The organism is Paenibacillus terrae (genome assembly GCF_000943545.1).
In the GTDB taxonomy this organism is placed as follows: Bacteria; Bacillota; Bacilli; order Paenibacillales; family Paenibacillaceae; genus Paenibacillus; species Paenibacillus terrae_A.
Window position 1 is genome coordinate 1 of sequence record NZ_JTHP01000069.1, and the last position, 21,296, is coordinate 21,296.

A 21,296-nucleotide genomic window follows, 5' to 3' on the forward strand; every position below is an offset into this window, starting at 1 on the left:
TGATATACGGTGACCTCACTGACACCTATCCGCTGGGCAATTTCAGCTTGAGTCGGAATTGCTCCTTGACTTTCGTCTGCCAGAAGAAGTACGAGACAACGATTGCGAATGCCTTTGGACGTAGAGTCGGCATGAAGGATGTTTTCAATGGTTTCGCGTTCCTTCGACTGGAGTTGTACCTCGTATTTTTTGTTCATCTGCAAGCCCTCCCAAATTCTTCTTATATAGAGAGCTTAAAGATGAAATCAGACTCGGTCAAGGTACTAGTCTGATTTCTTTCCATTTTTAGTTTCTCCATAGAACAAATTATCTAAATAACCCCTTAAAAATAAAGTTAACTTTTTGGCCCCTTCTTTATTCAAATGTGATGCATCATAAAAATCAGTGTCCATGAATTTATCAGATTCAAATAAATCTATTATATGAACATTGAACTCTTTTAAGATCATTTCTACATTTTTTTTGAATTCTTCCTTTATACGTACAGGAAAAAATTCGTGATAATATTTACTGACTGGACACACCAGCAAAATAGGTTTTATATTATTCTCTTGCAAAATATTGAGCATCCCCCTCAATATCCCTTTATTATAAACTACAGTAGTAGGGTAATCCTTTGCACCGTCTCTGTACGCAAGATCTTTACCATTCTTCATATCATCTTCGTTCATTTGTCGCTCAACAAAGTTGCCCAACCTTGTTTCACTTACAACTTTAAGAAAATCGTAAATATTCTCAATAAAATTGGGTTTAAAAATCTTATCCACGTTTTCTTGGAACTCGATTGCACTGTATTCATCCTCAAGATTATTCTCACTTTTGAATAATGAAGAATATACATTAACCCGATTTTTCAAGCTGCTTTTAGATAGATCATACTCAAAACTGTAATAACTAAGTCCTATAAATGCGAACTGAAATTCCATTTCTCCTACAATAGATTTAATCCACTGATGATCATAGTACAAATCTTGACTTGAAACTGCTAAATTTACTACATTGTATGGCTGTATTTCATTCACATCTACACCAACTCCAGCGTAAGATAGTCCAGTAATAAAACCATTCATTTTGTTATTATCTATTTCATACAACTTCAAATCATCATAAGCTCTAAATATCTCAAAATCATAGTTATTTTCTAAAAATCGCTTTAAATTAACAATTTTAGAAATACAGTCACAGGAGTAATTATCCGTTATAATTAAAAACTTAACACATATTTCTTTTACATCCTGTGAATTCAACACAGGGATATCATCAATATATTTGCCTATATAACTTGGTTCATCAGAAATAAATGCCACTATTCTAACTTTAGAAAAATCAATTAAATCAATAATCTTCGAAGAAATGAGAGATATACCGCTAATAATAATACTCTTCAGCCCTGTAAAGTTATCAATTTCATTAGTAAGTTCATTTTTCAAGCCAATGAATTTAGGAATCAATTCCTGATTGTATAACGTTCTGATTATTTCTGAATTATCAGTCTCATATGCTAAAATAATTTTTTCAAACACTTCACTAATTTGTCTGAAAAAAGTATCTAAATTCCCATATATATTCATGTAAACACGGTTATTTAAGGCATCATTTAAAGTTACAAATCCATCAACTAAAGCATTTATATTATTTATAATCTGATCTTTGAATATACCTTTTTTCATCTGTCTTTGTGTTTGCAACATAAGAACCACAAGTTCCATCGCCAAATTTTCTAATTCATATAAAAGATTAGACTGTTCTGACACTGAGGATCTTTACCTCCTTTTCATACATAAAATCTATTCCAATACCCATAAAGCAAGAGGGAATTTCTGTTTAATACTCTGTTTAATATTGCTGGCACTTATGTGATCATCAATTTTTTCTGATAATATATAACATCTTTCATATGAACTATACTCGGGGCAAAGATCCAAAAGTTTGGTATAAAAGAGTTGGGTATCTTCGAAATAATTTAACTTAAAACATACATCTCCTAGCAATTGTATAACCTTTAGATTATTAGGATTAGTCTCAAATAATTCAACTAACAAATCAATGGCTACTTCATCAAATCCAAAATTGACCATCTTTTGTATCACATCATATTTGAAATCCAGAGAACCTACCCATACATAATTCAGAACATGCTGAAAAATTTCATATTCTTGAAGTACAAGCAAATGCTCAATCATTTTCATTAAAATACTTTCCAAATGAGATGAAAATTTTTGATTTTTTATTTCTTCACTTAAAATGATATTCTGAAGCAATTTCGCCTCTTTTATGCTTAAGTTTAGGAAAGGTTGGGCAAACCCGAATAACTTCATGTCTTTTAAGATCAAAGAAAGTAGTAAAATATCTTCGCTATTTTCCTCAGCATAATACCCCATTTTTATCCATAATAATTTCGCCTTCTCATATTGCTTAGCATATTGAACAGCTATTACGCTTACTTTTTCTTCAACCTTAATTTCATATTCATTTAGATATCTATTTAAAAGAGGATGTCGCAAAACATAAAGTACTTCAAGCAAACGCTCAAGCTCTTCAACTGTGGAAATTCCGTAGATTTGATTAAAATTCTCATAAACTTCTTCAAGGGGAATATTAGCCATAGTAACTATTTGGAAATATTTTGATACCCCTGCCATAAAGCTCTTTTTTGCACGTACCGTCTCTATAATTTGCTCATAGCTTTCTGACGCACGATAGGTCTTCTCATAGACTTCTGCTAACCGATAATGGGCCATATACCCACCATTACCTTCAGTAATAGTTATTCCTTGATCACCTATTTTTAGACAAGTTTCAAATGAATTGATCGCATCTTTAAAATAACCTAGCTCTAAAAAAAGAAGTGCTTGCATATGCCATAAATCAGTTTCGTTGGGAAACAAGATTATGGCATCATTAAGTATCTTTAATGCCTCTGGTTCTCGTTTTAAACTTGATAAACAATGAGCTAAATTTGTAAGAAGATCAGGCATGATCGTTAAATTTTTACTTAACGGATAAGCTCTTTGCAAATATTGGATAGCCTTTTCATATTCTTCAATCCATTTATAAGTTCTTCCCATGTTAAATAAATTATAAGCATTAGGATTTTCTTCTACTTCCTGTAGCATAAGAGGAAGATTTCTATTTTTCTTATCCCTTCCTTCCATGATTTCATCTGTGTACCCTGTATGATGTAATACAGATTCACCCAAACCATTCGAGTAGGTTTTACCTTCAGCCAATATATTTAGATGCTCATGAAGACGGTTTTGAAAAGAGAGTCCTTTACCATTGGCAAAAAGTCGTACAGCAATATGAGCTATTTGACGTCCCTGAGATAGAACATTGTGGATTTTCAAAAAGTACCAATCTCTCTCTGTAGCAATATCTTTTTGCAAATTCGAATTCGTATCCAAGTACTCATCTGCATCCATAATTAAGATATAATCGGTGGTAGCATATTTAATAGATTCATTTCTCGCCGCTGAAAAATCGTTTATCCATTCAAAACTATATACTTCACTAGTATATTCTCTAGCGATATAGATAGTATTATCTGTAGAACCCGTATCAACGATTACGATTTGGTTTACTATATCCTTAACGCTGTCCAAACACCGTCTTAAAAACTGTTCTTCATTTTTCACAATCATGCATAATGCAATTGTTTTAGACATAAGTTTTTCCCTTCACCTTAGAATAATACTATTACTCTTTATATCGGTTACATACCAAAGAGTAGTTAGTATTAAGGAAAAGCACGCCTGTTGATTAACCAATAAATGCAACAAAAAAGGACGCTCTTTTCGAGTAAATGGTAAGTACCACCCAACCATTCCGAAAAGAGGCACCTCATGAATAAGCCTATGCATTTCAAATGTTGGTACAATCCGTTTTTCAAAAAGAGGAAATTGAGCAACTGGTGAGGAAATTGAACTACGAAGAAACAGCTCGTCAGTTTTCGGCTTTTGAGTTGCTTCGAAACTGGATGCAGGCTGCCTTTGAATAGTGGAAAGGCTATCGTCCTGGTATCGATGGTGCTTCACCAAGCGGAAAAAGGATCTCACCTGCCAGCTCGGGACGGCACGATGCCGTTCGGCGCGTAGGTGATCTTTGACGATGTCACGGTCATGAAATCCGTGTCGTAACCAGCCTGATGATCCTGGCGGTCGAAGAAGTGGCAACGATGTACAAAGGCCGCTGGCAGATGGAGCTATTCTTTCGGTGGATTAAGTAGCATTTAAATGTGACAGTCCTGTTTAGAACCTCGGAAAATCTGGTGTACGGACAACTATTCTCGTCTTTAATGGCCTAGGTTTTGCTCAAGAAGTTCCACACTGCTATCAGGCTAAAAATACCAGCTCATGCTGTCCTGACGTTCGTGCAATGTGCGCGTCTGCCTGACATTTGGAGAGTTCATCCGTCATTGATCAGGCAAAATCTAATTTCTGAAAATTTCAAAATATAGATAATCAACAGTCGTGACAATACAATTATAAGGGACACGGCAGTGTCGTTGTCGGACCACTACAAAAACAGCGGTCAATCTTTCGTCATTAGACTTCGCGACAACGATGGAGCCGTGAGAGAAGCGTTGGCTCAGGCGGACTATTTTGGTGATGGATCGTGCTTGGTCCAATAAATTAAGCTACTTATTTTGATTATTCAACAGGGTGAAGGAAAACAAAAAAGTAAAAACCCCTCGCCTAAAAAGGCGAGGAGTTTTATGAAACCAAGGGATGTACTAAATCCCTCTTTAGTTGCATTATTAATCTTAACGAAGCAATTGAAGCACAGCTTGCGGCTGTTGGTTGGCTTGAGCCAACATTGCTTGGGAAGCTTGAGCAAGGATGTTGTTCTTCGTTTGGTTCATCATTTCTTTAGCCATATCTACGTCACGAACACGGGATTCAGCAGCAGACAGGTTCTCGGAAGTGGTTCCCAGGTTGTTGATTGTGTGCTCCAAACGGTTTTGGTTTGCACCCAATTTAGCACGCTCAGAAGATACTGAAGCAATAGCTGTGTCCAAGGATGCAATCGCCGCATTCGCACCTGTTTGAGTGGAAATATCAACAGCATCAATTGCTAAAGATGTAGCACCCATGTTTCCAATTGACAATGTAATTGCTTGTCCTGTGTTAGCACCAATGTGGAACACTGCGCTACTAACACCAGCTCCATCCAACAATTTCTTAGTGTTGAATTCAGTATCTGTGGAAATGCGGTTTACTTCTTTTGTCAATTCAGCTACTTCTTTTTGAAGTTCTTTACGGTCAGCATCAGTATTTGTGTCATTCGCAGATTGTACAGACAACTCACGAACACGTTGCAGAATGCTGTGTGTTTCGTTCAGTGCGCCTTCAGCTGTTTGGATCAAAGAAATACCATCTTGAGCATTTTTGGAAGCCATATCCAAACCACGGATTTGACCACGCATTTTTTCGGAAATTGCCAAACCAGCAGCATCGTCGCCAGCACGGTTAATACGAAGACCGGAAGACAGTTTTTCGATAGCTTTGTTTGTGTTAGCAGTGTTTGTGTTCAATTGACGGTGAGTGTTCATTGCAGCGATATTGTGGTTAATAATCATTTTAAATTTCCTCCCTGAAGGTAAATGTCCCACATCCATGTGGTTTATTGGTTTTACAGCTATCCGTTGAAGTCGGCCGCCCCTCCGCAATAGCTTGTACTATATATATCGACAATCTCGCCGATCTTTTAATAGCATTTTAGGATTTTTTTTTATTTTTCGTTATTTTTATTTATCAAGCTTCGCAAAGCATCCAAATTCGACTGTGTATGGGCTGCGGATTCACGATTGGACTCTTGAATGGACAAGTATATCTCCTTACGGAAGATATCCATCTGCTTGGGCGCTGAAATCCCTATACGGACGGTATCCCCTTCTACTCCGAGCACGGTAACCTCAATGTGATCCTGTATGATGATGGATTCACCTTTCTTACGCGAAAGTACCAGCATGATTATTCACCTTCCTTTGAACGGATGGTTTCGTCTTCCTTGGTGGGCTGCAATGGATGCTTCGTTTGATATGTGGTCTGGTGCAAAATAACCTGCTTGGCCTGCCTATTATCTGGATTGAATACCAATGGTGCCAATAGATTGATCGTTGAGTTTTCTACCTGCTCATGTAATGTTAGTATGCTGCGAACGACTAAATTAGATCCAATCTCCAGTTCTTCCGTTTCACTATCCGGCAGTTCGAACTCGTATTCAGGATAAAAAATAAAAGGGTCCACTAAGACAAAAGATAGTTCTTTCTGCTGAAGGGACTGGAGATAGTAAAAGGGTGCCTCGTTTTGATCAAGCAACACAAATTCAATTGTCTCCTCAAACCCCGGAATTCCTTTTTCAAAACGATATACTTCTTTTTCATTAACTTCAATGTCACCCCAAATAGATGTGGATATAATCACAAATATTCCTCCAATATTTAATCAGATTTATACATTTTGCTACAAAAAAAAGGCTATAGACGGCTTGAACAACTCCTCTATAACCTTAACTTATTTTACATCGTTACATCAATTTCAGGCGGAATATAGGCCACTGATGGATACTGCTGCATATAAATCTCCAGTTTTCCTGGAGTATACTCAATCTCGGGACGATTAACGGTCACATGCATTTCCGATGCAGCAGGTGTATATGTAATATCAGGTGCACGCGTTTCAACATGAATATCCACATTATCCATGGATGCAGCCCCCCTGAATTCAGGAAGAACATGAGTTTCTGTATCCTCTCCAAAAACATTGGCTACTGTATTCCCAGGAATATGAACCGCCGCCATTCGGTTGCCTTGCTCCACTTTATGTGCAAGAGCCTGTAAAAATATTTGCGGCAACCCTGAATAAATTCGATTATTCATCTCAAGGTAATTACCCCCGTTATATGCAGAGTAGGCCGCGCTTTGATCTATAGTAAGCTGTGGCTTGTACTGGTGAATTTCCAGTTGAGCACGACGTGTTGTTAATTCCATATCAGCCGAAGGCTGTCGAATCGAATACTGCCCTGGGTCTGCATCAATATGCAGGATAGCCGGAGTTTGCCGGATTTGAAGCATCGGAATGATGGCCACTATATCCCCTCCTTAGCCTACCTTAAGAAATCCATTAATGATGGGGATATTATCTTCGCTCCCGCTGACAAAGATGCATTGTAAATATTTTCTTGAATCTTGGAATTCATTAAAAGCTCGGCGTAATCTGCATCTTCCGTTTTCGATTGCAAGTCCGTTAAGTTCACTTCCAGATCGCTTAAACGGCTTTGCATCAGCTCAACACGGTTGGATTTAGCACCCATTTCCGACCGGACCTTCAGCATTTTATCCACCCGTGAATCAATATTAGCTAATTGATCCCCGCTTGCTTTAATATCACCACTTGCCAAAGCTGCAGATAACTGATTAAAAATAGTAAATAAATTATCGGTATCCGTGCTTGTTCCTACGACTTCATTACCAGTAACATTAATGGGCAAGGCAACATTTTCACCCACTATAAAATTAACATTTCCTGTATCCGTAACAATGGACGCTGCTCCAGATGTATCATGCGTATTATCAGCATTCAAAGGAAGATCGTATGGTTTCTTGTCATAGGTTTGACCATTAAATATATATTTACCGTTCAGTTGGCTGTTCACAACATCAATCATCTGTTCCTTAAGCTGACCAATTTCTTTGTTAATGCTGTCTAGTGCAGACTGTGGATTGGTTCCTGTAGAAGCCTGAACCGTCAGCTCCCGTACTCTCTGCATAATTTGGCCCGCCTGATCCATCACCGTATCATTGAAATCAAGCCACGACACCGCGCTGTCTACGTTCCGTTGGTATTGTTCATTTGAAGATAATTCAGATCGATACCTCAAGGAATACGTGATGCCTACAGGATCATCAGAGGGCTTGTTCAGCTTACGTCCAGTCGACAGCTGGTTCTGCGTATTATTCATACGCTCGGAATTCCGATTTAAATTCAGCAAAAGCTGTGAGCTCAGCATATTGTTAGTAACTCGCATAATCATGTCCCCCCGTAATTAAATACCCACTTGTATATAAAAACACAAGATATTTAATCCCCATTCTTATCTTCCCACTACACCTGTGGAGTTAATTAATTTATCCAATAATTGATCGAATGTGGTCATAAACCGAGCAGCGGCGCTGTAGGCATGCTGAAACTTGATCATATTGGACATTTCTTCATCCAGCGAAACACCGCTCACGGATTGGCGCATAGTTTCCACCTGAGATACGAGGGCTGTCGAGTTTTGTGTCTGTCTTGTTGCCTCTTGAGCCTCTATCCCCAACTGACCAACCATAGAACTGAAAAAGCTATCAATAGTAGCCGTATTCCCTGTAGAAACAGAAGTGAAACTGTTTAATTTTAAATTGGCCATCAGGGATGCCAATGTATTATTACCTCTAACCAATTCCTCAGTAGGAGCAGTACCTGTTACACGAAGGGATGCTGCAATGGCGTTAGGATTATCGGCTATAACGGTATTTAACGTGATGTTGCCTGCCGTTATCGTCCCGCCATTATTTGAAGCTACAAAAAAAGGTTTACCTGCAACCATATTACCGTTAGCATCTTTACCCTCTTGGGTATAACCCAGTTGATGCAGACCATTAAGACCTTTAACCGTAACTGTTAAATCCGATTGAAGTGTGCGGTTGGTCCCTGTATAAGTCACTCCGTTCAGTACAGTGCCTTCTGGCAATACCGAGCCTTTAGGTAGCGTTACAGAAATATTACCGGTCGCCAATGTGTTGGCAAGGTTATCCATTTGGGCAGTATAATCTGCTACAAATCGATCTCTGGAGAAAATCATTCCATGTACTTCGCCACCTTGCAAATCATTGGAAGCAAAAGCAGCTTGTAAAAAAGCGCCGTTAATTCCAGTAGTCGGTGTAAATCCGGCTACTAACGCTTGACCACCCATATTGACATTGTAACCTTGATCGGTATCAGTCACCGTTACATTAACGATTTTTGAAATTTTATCGACGATCAAATCACGCTGGTCACGAAGATCGTTAGCGTTATCCCCCAAACCTTCAATTTTAGTAATTGATTGGTTCAGATCCGCTATGGAGTTTACATAGCTTTGTAGCTCACTAGACTTAGCCTCCACATTCGAGGTTAAATCCGTAGATAAATTACTTAACTGTTTACTCATATGATTCATTGCATCAGTCAACGCAAGCGCATTTTCTTTAACAATAGTTCGTGCGGTTACACTTTCTGGGTCTTTGCTTAAATCAGACCAAGATTTATAAAAGTTATCTAACACCTTTCGAATCCCTGTGTCAGACGGCTCGTTCATAATCTGTTGTAGCTTATCAAGTGTGTTACTTCGAATCGTCCAACTGCCCAGCTCAGTATTTTCTCCGCGATACTGACTGTCCAAGAACTTCTCACGAATACGTTCAATAGCATCAAATTCAACACCTGTTCCCAACTGACCAGGCACATTAGAACGGTTAATACCATAAGCCTCCATCGGGATAGAAGCTCTCATCTTAACCGTTTGCCGTGTATAGCCTTCTGTGTTGGCATTAGCTATGTTGTGTCCTGTTGTATTTAAAGCTGCCGTTTGTGTAAAAAGGCTTCTTTTAGCTGTTTCTATGGAATGAAATGTGGATGGCACTCTATTTTCCTCCTCGGCTCAAGCCTTCGTGTCGAACAATCCAGGTCGTGCGAGTTGATTACTTTTCTGATCCGGATGCATATAAGTCATCTCCTGATTAGGACGACCTACAAGAAGATCTAACGAGTAGTCAATAAACACCAAGGATTGCTCGATGAGCTTTTGATTGATTGCATTAATTTCCTTTAATTCTGAAAGAGTGTGGGATAAGCGGCTCTGGACACTGAGGAGTTTGTTCTTATCTTCAGGATCAAATACAAGACGTGCCAGCTCGGTTATAGTCAAGTTAAGCTGAGACTTAATACCACGTTCACGAAGAAGCTCATACGAAACCTCCATACGAGCTTCCTCCAACTGCTCCACCTGTTTAAGGAGTCTGGATTCCTGGTTCAAATGCTGAACCAGGCTATTCATATCATTTTCCATAACAATCTTTTTTTTACTTTTTGCTAGTTCTAACAAGATAAGATGCTTTTGGTCTAGTTGCTCCAGCACATCAATCAATCGCTCTAAAGGCATATTCCTTCACCTAGCTTTCGGAAGATTGCTTGAAGTAAGGTAACAGCTTCTCTGCAATCTTATCGGCATCCACACGATAGGTTCCAGAAGCTACTTGCTGCTTAAGCTCCTGAATTTTCTTAACGCGGTCTGCATCACTGCTGCGGTTCAGCATTTCCATTGCTTCCGGAGAAATCGAAACCTCGTCCTTGCGGCGGGACTTCTTTTGCTCCTCTTGACGTCCTGTTTCAATATTTCGCTGATATGGATTAATAGCTCCGATGCGGTTGGTCTCGTTAATTTTCATAACTTCCACCTTCCTTAATTATTTGATATGGTCAGAATGTATCAGACGACATAGCGTCGAACATGGTTCGTATTATGCCTTACTTCTTTATTTTGTGCATGGTTGCTAAAAATAAAAAAACCGATAAGCTCTATAAAGATTATCGGCGGTATTTGAAACTTTTTGAATAGCTGAATGCGTTTTTAATTCCCCTGTACTACTTTCCACGAAGTTTATCAATCGCGCTGTAGGTACCTGAGCCCATATTATTACTTTGATCCTGATTACTACTTTCGCGTACAGCCTGATGCAGGTCTTTAGTCAGACGTGTTCGACAAGAATCGCACATATGCCCTTCACGAATCGGTATCCCGCATACCTCGCAAGGATACGTCATATTGGGCGCATTAGCAATGGAAATACGTCCCTCACGTATAAATGTTGTGATTTGCTTTACGGATACCTCAGTAGCCTCTGAAAGCTCATGCATATGAATGCCCTTATTTTCACGTATATGTTTGACACAACGTTCGTATTCAATTTCAATTTCTTTAATACAGTTCTGACAGATTCCCCTGACGTTCTTAATAAACAGCTTTCCACAGCGAGGACAGTTATCCAAGTTCATGTTCTGCAGCGCCCCTTTCCTGTTTCCGGTCTCGTATTAGTGTATCCTTACATTACCTTATACCTAAGAGCCTCGTCTAGCGAATATTTTAAAAAAAGAGTGATAGATTTTACACAATTGCACATTTTGTACGATATCATAATAAAGGTACAGAATTCTAATGTACTCTGTATTAAGAAACGCAACAAGAAAACCAAGCATTTAAATCCCACACCAGCTAATGGGCCATAACCTAACATTAAAATTTTACTTACATCTATATAATGATATGCAATTCGTATGTAACCTAAGGAGACAAATGATTTCTCCCAGATCAATCTAATGCATGTGTCTATTTATCGTCATACAACGCTCAGGTTTTTAGATTAAAATAAAATAAGCGCCATTCCGGTTATTTTGGGAATAGCGCTTCACTATAATTAAAATAGCTGTATATGATTATAAATGGATGTAGATATACGAATCAAGATGAGGGAAAAACCGGGCGAAACAATCCTCAGAAGAATTCATGTTCACCTGTGCCCCGAATGCCACCAAGTAACTGCTACAAATCCGGGGGAACGGCGCCCATACGAATGCTCCGCACATGGAGTGTGGGTATTCATTATATCAATGCGACTAACATCATCCCAGCTTAAAATCTACCTGAAGATAGGTGTAGACGCACCATTGAAAATTTGCAGTCCAAAAAAACATGCTGTTTCACAAATAATTATTCAAAAAAGCATTGTTTTAATAGAGGCCTTCCCGTATACTGTAGTCAAACACTTGGTTTAATAAAAACATTTTATTATGAATTTATAATGAATTATTTATTAGTGTTTGTTTGTGGAACTTGCAGTTCTTGGCCTGCTTTAATCAGGTTGTTGATTTTAAGCAGTTCTTCAACAGTTACACCATATTTTTCAGCAATGGAAGTCAGCGTATCGCCATCTTGAACACTTACTGTGATTGTATTTACAGTAGCTGGTGTTACAGTTGTAGTAGCTGGTGTTGTAGTTGTTGTTTGATTATTGTTCTCGGTAGCTGGTTGAGCCGTTGTTGTAGTCGTAGCATTTTCAGTTCCGAAGACTTTAGCTTCAAATGCTTTTTGTGCTGCTTCTTGTTGTTCTCTTATCAATTGGTCCTCTGCTTGTTGTCTTTCATACTCAGAACCAGACTGTGCAGCGGATACTTGACCTGTAGCAAGTGGACTCAACAGAGATACTGCACCTAAACTAACTGCCAACATGCTAGATACTGCTACTTTTTTCATTACGTTTTTCATGATTTTTTCTCTCCTCTTTTTTAAGTCAAATTTTAATTAACTGCTTTACTACAGAGCGAGACACTCCCAATGTCCGCTCTGTTGTCGTTAGCTAATCATTTATTACCAAACCATGTTAGCTATCAACAGATAGAAATTGTACTCCTATTTTCCAAATAAATCAACCTCTAAATTGAAATATTCTGCTTCCATCCCTCACTTCCTTACTTTTTGTGTGTGTCTATATTTTTATTATATACCTCTCTCTATCTCGTTGTCAAATCTTGCTCATAGTGCGGTTTAAAAGGCTTCTCTGCTCTAGCATTTGGGCTTTTCTTGGAACGGTATGAACTTTTTTCCCTGGCTCCAAACCAAAACTCTCGTAAAGGGGACATGAAATTCAGGCTTATGACCTTGCCAAAGTCAGACAAAAAATGGTCATATGTATACCCTCTTCGGATGCCTTTTCCCCTAAAACACGCGCACACGCTTGTAAAGTACTACCAGTTGTATAAATATCGTCCACCAGCAAAACAGTAACATATTTATGATTCTCCATTTTGCGTTGAAACTCAGCGTTTAAAACAAAATGCTTAATTAACTCCGTCATACCTGGCACGACAGAGAACGCATTATACATCGTGTCTGTGCGTTCTTTTTTTGTTTTGAAGCTTTGTTTGCCAGTATCTTGCGGACGAGCAAGTAAAGGTAAAAAGGGCAGCTTATTCCGTCTGGCAAGCTCCTCTGCCAAAATTTGAGCCTGATTGAAACCTCGCTCTGTCAGTCGTGTCTCACTTACCGGAACACATGTCACCAAATTCACGTTCCGCAGAGACTGATTGAAACGAAAATATTCACGACCAGTAAACTCATGCCTCAAAGCCTGATAAGCCCGATGCATCATCTCGCCGAGCGGAGGACCGTACTTTTCATTTCCGCGATACTTAAACTGCCCAATCCATTCTCTCATGATAGGCGTATAGCTAGTCGCACTCCGATTACAAACATAGTAGCGTGCTGCGCGGTCAGGCCTTACACAATCAGGACAAAATGTCGGACGTCCACAATGAACACATCGAATGTTGTGGATCCAAGGAATTTGAGAAGAACAAAAAGTACAAATCCCGGGGAACTTGGAAAAACTCCCAGTGTGAATTCCACAAGCGATACATATTTCCGACTGACGCTGAAGTAGCCAATTCAAAAAAAGTTGGGTTCTGCGCATCATTTCCATACAAAATGCACCTTTCTTGGTAGTTTACGTGTCAACATTGCATCAGGTTTCACATTTCCAAAAAAACTTTTTTTATTTTGCGCATTTAATGTTTTACCTCCTGTAAATAGCCCTTTTTTCGCGCTAGTGTATTCATACGCTTAATTTGTCTAATCGCCCTCTTTTGGCCGCGAGTCCATTGGGGAGATGTGAAAACGACGCTTCCACGCGGGTCATCCTTCGACCTTCCTGCTCGACCAGCCATTTGTACCAGAGAAGCTTCATCAAAAAGACTGCTATCCGCGTCCAGTACATATACATCACTCCGTGGAACCGTCACACCGCGTTCCAAAATAGTGGTTGTGACCAGTACACGTATTTCAGTTGCCCGAAAGGAACGTACCTTAGCACTTCGCTCTTCATCCTGGGATGAAGTGCCCGCAATTGGGATATCAGGCAGGCGTTTGATCAACAATTCTACTAGAGATTGAATATGTGAGATTCGTGTTACAAACAGGAAGACCTGAGCGCCGCGATGTATGGATGCGGACAAGCGCTGAATCAGGGATGCAGGAAGCCGCCCTTTTTGCAGCCAATGCTTCACCGAAGTAGTCTCCAAACGGAAGGGGACAGGCAGTGGATGACGATGAAAACGAACGGGAACCTTGGCGTGCGGTAATAGGCCGCGTGCAGCCTCTTTTTGCAATAGTATCGGTGGAGTAGCAGACAAATAAATGAATTTCCCCTCCGGCTTACACACAGCCTGTGCGGCAAAGGCGAGCATAGGATCATTGTGATAAGGAAACGCGTCAATCTCGTCAATGACAACCAGATCAAAGGCCTGACGATAACGCAGAAGCTGATGAGTAGTCGCAAGTGTCAGCTGTCCCCTTTGCCAGCGTTCATCACTGCCTCCATAGAGCGTCACCATGCTTACATGGGGAAAGGCTATTGCCAAACGGGGCGCCAATTCTAGTACCACATCCCGACGCGGTGTCGCTACAAGCGCCGTTCCTCCATGCTCCAGCACATGTTGCAGGAGTGGAAACATCATTTCCGTCTTGCCTGCGCCAGTCACGGCCCAGAGTAAAAACCGCTCTGCCGCGACATCGGCCTTACCGCCGACGCCAGGCATGTGCCATACGCCTTCGCCAGTTGTTGGCGAAGAATGCCTGCTGTTGCTGTCGCGGGCAAGGACATTGCCCTGCGGCGCAGCAGCAGGGCTTGGCCCCCGGCGTGTAGCCATGCCACGCCGCAGCAGCTCGCCCGCCCGGAGCCAGAGGCTTTCCGGGCGAGAGCGCCCCCGCACCCCACCGGGCGGTGCGGCCAAAAAGCGCAGCGCCGCTTCGGCGGCGGCGCGTTGCGCAGGACTCAGCCCCCAGCGGTCAAGCTCCGCGGCCGGGGCTGTGTCCGCCGTGCGCGGCACGGCGGGTTTCGCTGCACCGCGCAGCAGCAGCGAGCACTCACGGCTGCGCCCCAGCGCGAGACACGTCTCGCAGTAGGCGCACGCCTTGCGTCCGCACGATGCACAGCCCGTGCGGTACATCGCCCCGCTGCCGCAACGATTGCAGCGGAGATCACGCGCGGCGGACCGGCGCGTATATGGTGCAAGGCCAGCAGCAAAGCTGAGCCGGCCTTGCAGGTACGCGAGCTGCGCAGCTGAGCGCCAAACGCGCTCCAAACCTGGCGCCGCCTCAGCCAGTAGCGCTTCAGCTTCCGGAACGAGCAACTGGCGTCCTGACAGCAAATCAGCCAGCACATCCGCTTGTCGTGCCACACACTCCATATCCAGTTTTTGGATTTCACTGTTAAAATGCCTTGTTTGACTGAGGTACGTTACTCCTGCCATTCTCCGTTCCTCACTCCCTCTCCCAAACATCATGCTGCTTGGATGGAATATCTGCCCATCCCAAATGCATATAGCACCGATTCCTCCGGCCAAATACTGATCTGCGTCAAAAGGCTCTGAATTCAGCTCATCCTTTAGCTGTGCGAGAACGTATTGCCACCATTGCTCCCTTGTCCATCGCTTCATGTCCGTTGATCCCCTGAACACTTCACACAGCTTTACGCCCCAAGGCAACGGAAGCTCTCGCCCCAGTATCACCCATTTTTCGACAGCATTCTCCTGTCCATCGCTCCCTTTCAGCCACCATGTCATATCTACTCGAATATCCAGGGATAATCGGATATCCCATTTCCCCCTATAATTGACCACACATACCGCGATTTTCATTTGGCCCCCTCCCACTCCTCAAGTGTTTGTTTTTCCTCCTACCCATACAACAAAAAAAGCACACTTCCATGGCTCATAGCCTGAAGTGTACTTCACATCATTCGGATTTCAGCGAAATCCCTTTTATCTTGCATATGCAATTCCTTATAAACATTTATATCCGGATTCGACCGTAATGTCCACAATACTTTGTCATTAACGAACAAGTGGAGCATCCACCAACGGGTTGACTGTTCTGAGGTCAATAACAACCTGCTTTTCACCGCCTGACCTCGGTAAAACCGGGTTTCCCGGTGAAAAACGATATGAAATGACCGAAACATCCATATGGCTGTAACCTATTATCCGTGTAAGGATCGGCAGCGTATCGTCCACGGATTCATCATCCAGTACCGTCACATGCAGCGGCTTACGACGTAACCAGGCAAGTATGCTCAATGAGCGCATCACCCACTCCACACGTTCTCCGTCATTAGAAGTAATGACAATATAACGGGTTGGCCGTTGATCCGTAGATAACGCACGCACATCGTCGCCATTGCGATAGGCTTGAACCACCTGTCGTATATACATAAGATGCACGACTGCGGCTCCCAGACCATATATAAGCAATATCCAAACCAAATGAGCCATCACGAAGGTTCCACCTCCTCCTATAGCGACAATATATGCCGTATAGCAGGAAGAGGTGTCACGGTTATGTACTGGGTTTCAAAGACTACACTTTACAGCGTAACCCATCCGTATTTGATTGAGTTAATAACCGCTTGTGTCCGGTCATCAACCTCCATTTTTTGCAAAATACTGCTGACATGGTTTTTGACCGTTTTTTCACTAATGAATAAATATTCACCGATCATCTTGTTGCTCTTGCCTTCTGCCATTAAGCGCAGCACTTCAGCCTCACGACGGGTCAGCGGGTTATTTTCGCCTGCGACGAACTTCACGCCAGCTTCCTTGGTATGACCTTCAGCCATAGCCCCAGTTTCATTCAGGTATGTCATCCGACGGAGCTGCTGAATGAGTTTCCCCGTTACCTTCGGATGAATAAACGCATACCCTTCATGTACAGAGCGAATCGCGTTAATGAGGGACTCGGCCTCCATATCTTTTAACAGGTAGCCATTAGCTCCCTTGCGCAACGTCTCGAATACATAGCTTTCATCATCATGAATGGACAGAATGATAACTTTGACATCCGGGAACATCTCACGCAGCTTCTCCGTTGCCTCCACACCGTTTTCAATAGGCATATTAATGTCCATCAGAACGATATCCGGCTTCTCTACATTACAGAACTCCAACACCTGAATACCATCGCCACATTCGCCGATGACCTCAATGTCGTCCTCCATATTCAAAATACGTTTAAGCCCTTCACGGAACAACTGATGATCGTCCGCCAAGAGTACTTTAATGGGTGCATTACTATTTTCCTGATTTTCCATGTTGTTACTCCTTTCCCTTTTCCACGTTGGTTGGGATATGAATCACTATCTTGGTGCCTTGATTCTCAGCTGATTCGATCTCCATTCTCCCCTCGAGCAGTTCAACCCTTTCCCGCATACCAATCAGACCAAAATGCCCATGATCTTTGCTTTTCTGCTGAAAAAGCTCTGGCTTAAAGCCCAGACCGTTATCCTGCACCACGATTTTTACAAGCTGCGCCTGATAAGTAATCTCAACAAGCACATAGGTAGGATAAGCATGCTTGGCAGTGTTGGTCAAAGCTTCTTGGATCAGACGGTAAATGGCTGCTTCCATCGCGGAAGAGAGACGGTGTTCCTTGCCCCTTGTTTCAAAAAGCGATCTAATCTTCGTTTTCTCTTCAAAATCCTGCACATATTTCCGGAGCGTCGGAATAAGTCCCAAGTCATCCAGGGCCATAGGACGCAGATTGAAAATAACCTTTCGCATTTCCTCAAGACTGGAGCGAACCTGTTTCTTCAAGTCTACTATTTCGTCCTGAACCATCTTAAATTCCTGCTTGGCGATCATTCTTTCCACAATTTCCGTCCTAAGCACTAGATGCGCAAGAAGCTGTGCAGGTCCATCGTGAATTTCACGGGATATCCGCTTGCGCTCCTCTTCCTGGGCTAAAATAATTTTCAGACCAATAAACTGCCGGTTTTTGGCCGATTCGATGATCCGCGTTACTTGTCCCAACTCACCCGACAAGTATTCCAGCACGACGCCCATCTGCGAACCGATGGTTTCGGCCCGCTCGACAGAGGCCTCGACACTTTTAGCCCGCTTTTGAAGATCATCTCTTCTGGCCTTGAGGTACATTTCCTTCTCGCGAAAGATCATCACATCGAGCTGAAGCTGTGTTGCTTTCTCGTAAGCCTGCTTGATGTCCTCTTCCGAATAGCGGACAAAGTCACGGCTGACCTCAGTCAGCCGAATACGGGACCGCCGATAGTTCATCTCCAGCTGATCCACCTTTTCAATCGTTTCCGCTGTTTCCTTCAGGACACTCTGGAGTTCCTGATTTAATGTGATCAGCTCGGTCCGGGCCGTGTCCAAAATTTCGAACATCTGATATTTACTGTTCTCCATCACCTGAATGGCATTCTTAATGACTCGGTCTATGATATCGGCTTGAAAGTCCACAAATGTTCTACTCCAATCCTAGCATTTCAAGTATATATCATACCATATCATGACTGGAGGGTGATGGTCTTCGTTTCTTGTTCCCATTTTACAGTCATTCCTAACTGCTCTGACACGAGTCTTAACGGGACTAAAGTCCTGCCACCTAACACAATGGGCGCTACATCAGTGCTCTGGCGCTTGCCGTTCAGGACGACTTCTTTTTTACCCACCGTCAAATCCATCAGCACACCGCCACGCATAATCGTAATCCGCTGATCGCCTGCGTTCCACTTGGCTTGCCCGCCAAAAGCGTCCAGCACGTACTTGATCGGTACATACGTTGAACCGTTGCGGGTCATCGGAGCCGCATCAATTGTTGTTAGCGTCCCGTTCACGGTCATTGACTTTTGTCCGATTGCCATTTGAGCCGTTCCTTTTTTGAGTCCTTCGGTTCCGACCGTTCCCGGTGTATTAAAAGAAATATTATCAAAAGCAATATTACCCGTTTTAGCACGCTCATCCTGACCTTCAGCCACATTGACTACATACAGGCGCTTGAGCTTCGCCGGATATGAGATATTCAAACCGCTCATGTCTGCGTTAATGGTTTTCCAGCCGTTCCAGTCGATCACTTTGGCCAGGTCTATATATGCCGTTTTGCCTTGGGCGTCTTCCAGCTCCGCACGCAACCAGTTCAGGCTCTTATCTCCTCTAACATCAATCGAGATGGATGTAGCCGCTTGTTCAAGCGTTTTGCCAGTTGTACCGTTCAGCTGGGCGTAAGCATACATTTTACCACTGCCGTTCGTCATGTCGTAGTTCAGCTCAAGCACTTTGGAATTGGCATGGTCGCCATCTCCTTGTACAACAGCCGCTGTGCCGGTAACGCCTTCCACATTCGAAGTAAAGTCAACCGGATATGAAACATTTTCGAAGTTCTCCCAGTTGTTTGTGCTCGCCCCGCCAGCAGACAGGAAGACGACCGCGCTGAAACCATCGTAGCGACCGATGGCATAGCCCGTTTTCACACCCGCATCCACCGTATTTACCGTAAGCTGATTGTCCTTAACACTTCCCTTAAAGCCGATGAACTCCCATTTGAGCGCATCTGAAGAAATGCTGACGCCCTGGCCGTCTTTCGTCTTTGCAGTTACCGGAACCTCAATTTTAGCTCCTGCCGTAAGCGATCCTGTCCCACTGCCTGCTGTAAGTGATGAAATTTCATCTGCTCCCAGCACGGTAACCTTGGTTGTAGCACTGGCTGAGCCACTGGACGCCGTCAACGTAGCTGTCCCTGGTTTGGCTCCCTTCACAACCCCGCCACTCACCGACACGACGGACGGGTTGCTCGATTTCCACGTCACTTGTACATTCGAGGTATCGAACGGATTGTAGTAGGTATCATAGCCTTTAAAAGAATAGCTTCCGGTCTGACCAATAAGCAGCGTTTTATTGCCTTTAATCGTGAAGCCTTTGAGCGTCCCTTTAGGCGCACTGGTGTACACACCCACACCGTTTACGACGCTCCGTTGCTCCGTACCGTATTCCGTATTGAACGTAAGTCCTGCTGTCGTATCTCCCAAATCACGGGTTACCATCGTGGTGGAGCCGCCCCCATCCAGATTCATACCCTTCCAGACACCAATATCTTTCATCAGCGTTTGCAGCTCACTCAGGGATACACCAACGCTGTTCCCGTTCTTCTCAACGGCAATGACATAAGCGTAACGCTTGTCACGGGAATATCCCAAAGCCGTCCGCGCTCGCGTCCCGCCTATGCTCGTTGTACTGCGGGAAAACGAAGTTTTCTGACCGTCATTCACCAATATGGTGTGTCCGCCAATCATCATCTGGAGATTGGAAGGATCCACCTCACTCCCTGTCGATTTGACACGAAGATGATAGCTGGTTTCTACCGTTTCTCCCACTGTCAGATGGGCTTTGACATAATCGGCCGCTTTGCCGTGAGTACGTAAAATATAGCCGTCTTGTGGCACAGTTATATTCAACGTAGCATTGTTGGAAATTTGTGTAACCACACCATTTTGCACCAACACCTCGGTAGGCGTTGTTGAGCTGTTTTTCGGCCGCTCAATTGCTTTCCAGGCAGATGTATAAATATACATTGCGTTGGAATGACTATAGCTGCTTCCACTTGTTTCAGGCGAATACGAAGCCTTATTCATCCCCGCTAAAGGGAAGGTTGATCCGTCCCCGGCTTTTACAGTTCCTTCAAAGGTAAACTGCTCCACCATTGGGGAACCGTCCTTGGTTACTGCAAAAGCATACATCCCCGTTAAATCAGACGGAGTAGACATCAATACCCCCTTCGATACTTGTCCACCAATCGGGGCACCCTCGCTGGAGGTATTAAAATAATCTCCGTTCACACCAGCAACTGCTCCAGTCTCTTTTGCCATGCCACCTGTGCTTTGACGGGTTGTGAACTGTCCATTTTTCCCGGTCATAACATCTAGCTTGACATATGGATTTTGCAAGTCTACCCGGACGATATCAGCTAACGCTGTTCCTTTGGAGCCTTTAAAACGATATTTCATTAATGTTGCACCAGAAGTAATTATTTCTTCCCCCAACTTTACAGTTGAACCGGAAGCTGCACTCGCAATCGGCGCAGATATCCAGCCGTTTAACGGAATTAGGGCGCCTGTTCCGGCTACGGGTCCAACCCACAATACTCCCGCTAGTGTCAAAATAGCCCATCTTTTAGCGATCCCTCTGCCATCTACCTTCTCATTGCCTTGTTTCCTATTACCTAAAACCATATGGATGATAGCTCTCCCATCTTCATTGTATTCAAACGGACTTTTCCGATCATGTACTCTAAACTCTATCAAATAAACAAAAAAAAGCCTCTTATGTTAATAGACTTATTATAAAGGCAAAAGTTACGAAAATCCCGTTAACTATTTC

General features: G+C 42.8%; 19 protein-coding genes and 1 pseudogene. 1 reads left to right on the forward strand and 19 read right to left on the reverse strand.

What is annotated here, in order from left to right; all coding sequences use genetic code 11:
- The 3 genes and pseudogenes from QD47_RS24645 to QD47_RS24655 all read right to left on the reverse strand — a co-directional run.
- Positions 1 to 197 (reverse strand): annotated as a pseudogene (locus QD47_RS24645) (helix-turn-helix domain-containing protein); the annotation flags it as partial.
- 66 nt (positions 198 to 263) lie between these two features.
- Positions 264 to 1,754, reverse strand: coding sequence for an SGNH/GDSL hydrolase family protein (locus QD47_RS30220; protein ID WP_052646912.1), 1,491 nt, complete (start codon positions 1,752 to 1,754; stop codon positions 264 to 266).
- Between the two features lie 33 nt (positions 1,755 to 1,787).
- Entirely contained in the window at positions 1,788 to 3,665 is a 1,878-nt protein-coding gene (locus QD47_RS24655) for a glycosyltransferase (RefSeq protein WP_044648596.1), read from the reverse strand.
- Between the two features lie 479 nt (positions 3,666 to 4,144).
- On the opposite strand from QD47_RS24655, the gene QD47_RS31150 reads away from it, so the two are divergent.
- Positions 4,145 to 4,225 (forward strand): transposase, encoded by an 81-nt coding sequence (locus QD47_RS31150; RefSeq protein ID WP_082067290.1) that lies wholly within the window; start codon positions 4,145 to 4,147, stop codon positions 4,223 to 4,225.
- 537 nt (positions 4,226 to 4,762) lie between these two features.
- Here QD47_RS31150 and QD47_RS24660 read toward each other — a convergent pair.
- The 16 genes from QD47_RS24660 to QD47_RS24735 form a co-directional block, all read right to left on the reverse strand.
- Positions 4,763 to 5,578: a flagellin N-terminal helical domain-containing protein gene (locus tag QD47_RS24660; RefSeq protein ID WP_044648597.1), complete on the reverse strand. Its 816-nt coding sequence runs from the start codon at positions 5,576 to 5,578 to the stop codon at positions 4,763 to 4,765.
- A 152-nt stretch (positions 5,579 to 5,730) separates the two neighbouring features.
- Entirely contained in the window at positions 5,731 to 5,970 is a 240-nt protein-coding gene (csrA, locus tag QD47_RS24665; RefSeq protein ID WP_044648598.1) for a carbon storage regulator CsrA, read from the reverse strand.
- 2 nt (positions 5,971 to 5,972) lie between these two features.
- Positions 5,973 to 6,425, reverse strand: coding sequence for a flagellar assembly protein FliW (fliW, locus tag QD47_RS24670; protein ID WP_044648599.1), 453 nt, complete (start codon positions 6,423 to 6,425; stop codon positions 5,973 to 5,975).
- A 95-nt stretch (positions 6,426 to 6,520) separates the two neighbouring features.
- Positions 6,521 to 7,090: a DUF6470 family protein gene (locus QD47_RS24675; protein ID WP_052646914.1), complete on the reverse strand. Its 570-nt coding sequence runs from the start codon at positions 7,088 to 7,090 to the stop codon at positions 6,521 to 6,523.
- A gap of 17 nt (positions 7,091 to 7,107) precedes the next feature.
- A complete protein-coding gene (gene flgL / locus QD47_RS24680; protein WP_044648600.1) occupies positions 7,108 to 8,028 on the reverse strand; it encodes a flagellar hook-associated protein FlgL in 921 nt (306 codons plus the stop codon).
- A 66-nt stretch (positions 8,029 to 8,094) separates the two neighbouring features.
- The gene (flgK, locus tag QD47_RS24685; protein ID WP_044648601.1) at positions 8,095 to 9,663 is read right to left on the reverse strand and encodes a flagellar hook-associated protein FlgK; all 1,569 of its coding nucleotides are present in this window, start codon (positions 9,661 to 9,663) and stop codon (positions 8,095 to 8,097) included.
- Positions 9,664 to 9,681: 18 nt separating this feature from the next.
- Complete coding sequence (locus tag QD47_RS24690) at positions 9,682 to 10,182, reverse strand: flagellar protein FlgN (RefSeq protein ID WP_044648602.1); 501 nt, start codon at positions 10,180 to 10,182, stop codon at positions 9,682 to 9,684.
- A gap of 10 nt (positions 10,183 to 10,192) precedes the next feature.
- Complete coding sequence (gene flgM, locus QD47_RS24695; protein WP_013312286.1) at positions 10,193 to 10,468, reverse strand: flagellar biosynthesis anti-sigma factor FlgM; 276 nt, start codon at positions 10,466 to 10,468, stop codon at positions 10,193 to 10,195.
- Between the two features lie 196 nt (positions 10,469 to 10,664).
- Positions 10,665 to 11,075 carry a TIGR03826 family flagellar region protein gene (locus tag QD47_RS24700; protein ID WP_044648603.1) on the reverse strand — a complete coding sequence of 137 codons (411 nt, stop codon included), beginning with the start codon at positions 11,073 to 11,075 and terminating at the stop codon, positions 10,665 to 10,667.
- 808 nt (positions 11,076 to 11,883) lie between these two features.
- A complete protein-coding gene (locus QD47_RS24705) occupies positions 11,884 to 12,342 on the reverse strand; it encodes a LysM peptidoglycan-binding domain-containing protein (protein ID WP_044648604.1) in 459 nt (152 codons plus the stop codon).
- Positions 12,343 to 12,727: 385 nt separating this feature from the next.
- Positions 12,728 to 13,291: a ComF family protein gene (locus QD47_RS24710; RefSeq protein WP_235332351.1), complete on the reverse strand. Its 564-nt coding sequence runs from the start codon at positions 13,289 to 13,291 to the stop codon at positions 12,728 to 12,730.
- A gap of 349 nt (positions 13,292 to 13,640) precedes the next feature.
- The gene (locus QD47_RS24715) at positions 13,641 to 15,770 is read right to left on the reverse strand and encodes a DEAD/DEAH box helicase (RefSeq protein ID WP_044648605.1); all 2,130 of its coding nucleotides are present in this window, start codon (positions 15,768 to 15,770) and stop codon (positions 13,641 to 13,643) included.
- 195 nt (positions 15,771 to 15,965) lie between these two features.
- Positions 15,966 to 16,403, reverse strand: a complete 438-nt coding sequence (locus tag QD47_RS24720) for a hypothetical protein (RefSeq protein ID WP_235332352.1) — start codon at positions 16,401 to 16,403, stop codon at positions 15,966 to 15,968.
- Between the two features lie 92 nt (positions 16,404 to 16,495).
- On the reverse strand, positions 16,496 to 17,218 hold the full coding sequence (locus QD47_RS24725) for a response regulator (RefSeq protein ID WP_044648607.1): 723 nt from the start codon (positions 17,216 to 17,218) through the stop codon (positions 16,496 to 16,498).
- Positions 17,219 to 17,222: 4 nt separating this feature from the next.
- Positions 17,223 to 18,383, reverse strand: a complete 1,161-nt coding sequence (locus tag QD47_RS24730; protein WP_044648608.1) for a sensor histidine kinase — start codon at positions 18,381 to 18,383, stop codon at positions 17,223 to 17,225.
- A 47-nt stretch (positions 18,384 to 18,430) separates the two neighbouring features.
- Positions 18,431 to 21,148 (reverse strand): stalk domain-containing protein, encoded by a 2,718-nt coding sequence (locus QD47_RS24735; RefSeq protein WP_044648609.1) that lies wholly within the window; start codon positions 21,146 to 21,148, stop codon positions 18,431 to 18,433.
- Between the last annotated feature and the right edge of the window lie 148 nt (positions 21,149 to 21,296).

Excerpts from the sequence above, each read along its gene's own strand:
- QD47_RS24655 (WP_044648596.1), bottom strand. The coding sequence starts at position 3,665 with ATGTCTAAAACAATTGCATTATGCATGATTGTGAAAAATGAAGAACAG.
- QD47_RS31150 (WP_082067290.1), top strand. The coding sequence starts at position 4,145 with ATGATCCTGGCGGTCGAAGAAGTGGCAACGATGTACAAAGGCCGCTGG.
- QD47_RS24660 (WP_044648597.1), bottom strand. The coding sequence starts at position 5,578 with ATGATTATTAACCACAATATCGCTGCAATGAACACTCACCGTCAATTG.
- csrA (WP_044648598.1), bottom strand. The coding sequence starts at position 5,970 with ATGCTGGTACTTTCGCGTAAGAAAGGTGAATCCATCATCATACAGGAT.
- flgL (WP_044648600.1), bottom strand. The coding sequence starts at position 8,028 with ATGCGAGTTACTAACAATATGCTGAGCTCACAGCTTTTGCTGAATTTA.
- QD47_RS24690 (WP_044648602.1), bottom strand. The coding sequence starts at position 10,182 with ATGCCTTTAGAGCGATTGATTGATGTGCTGGAGCAACTAGACCAAAAG.
- flgM (WP_013312286.1), bottom strand. The coding sequence starts at position 10,468 with ATGAAAATTAACGAGACCAACCGCATCGGAGCTATTAATCCATATCAG.
- QD47_RS24700 (WP_044648603.1), bottom strand. The coding sequence starts at position 11,075 with ATGAACTTGGATAACTGTCCTCGCTGTGGAAAGCTGTTTATTAAGAAC.
- QD47_RS24705 (WP_044648604.1), bottom strand. The coding sequence starts at position 12,342 with ATGAAAAACGTAATGAAAAAAGTAGCAGTATCTAGCATGTTGGCAGTT.
- QD47_RS24710 (WP_235332351.1), bottom strand. The coding sequence starts at position 13,291 with ATGAGAGAATGGATTGGGCAGTTTAAGTATCGCGGAAATGAAAAGTAC.
- QD47_RS24715 (WP_044648605.1), bottom strand. The coding sequence starts at position 15,770 with ATGAAAATCGCGGTATGTGTGGTCAATTATAGGGGGAAATGGGATATC.
- QD47_RS24720 (WP_235332352.1), bottom strand. The coding sequence starts at position 16,403 with ATGGCTCATTTGGTTTGGATATTGCTTATATATGGTCTGGGAGCCGCA.
- QD47_RS24725 (WP_044648607.1), bottom strand. The coding sequence starts at position 17,218 with ATGGAAAATCAGGAAAATAGTAATGCACCCATTAAAGTACTCTTGGCG.
- QD47_RS24735 (WP_044648609.1), bottom strand. The coding sequence starts at position 21,148 with ATGGTTTTAGGTAATAGGAAACAAGGCAATGAGAAGGTAGATGGCAGA.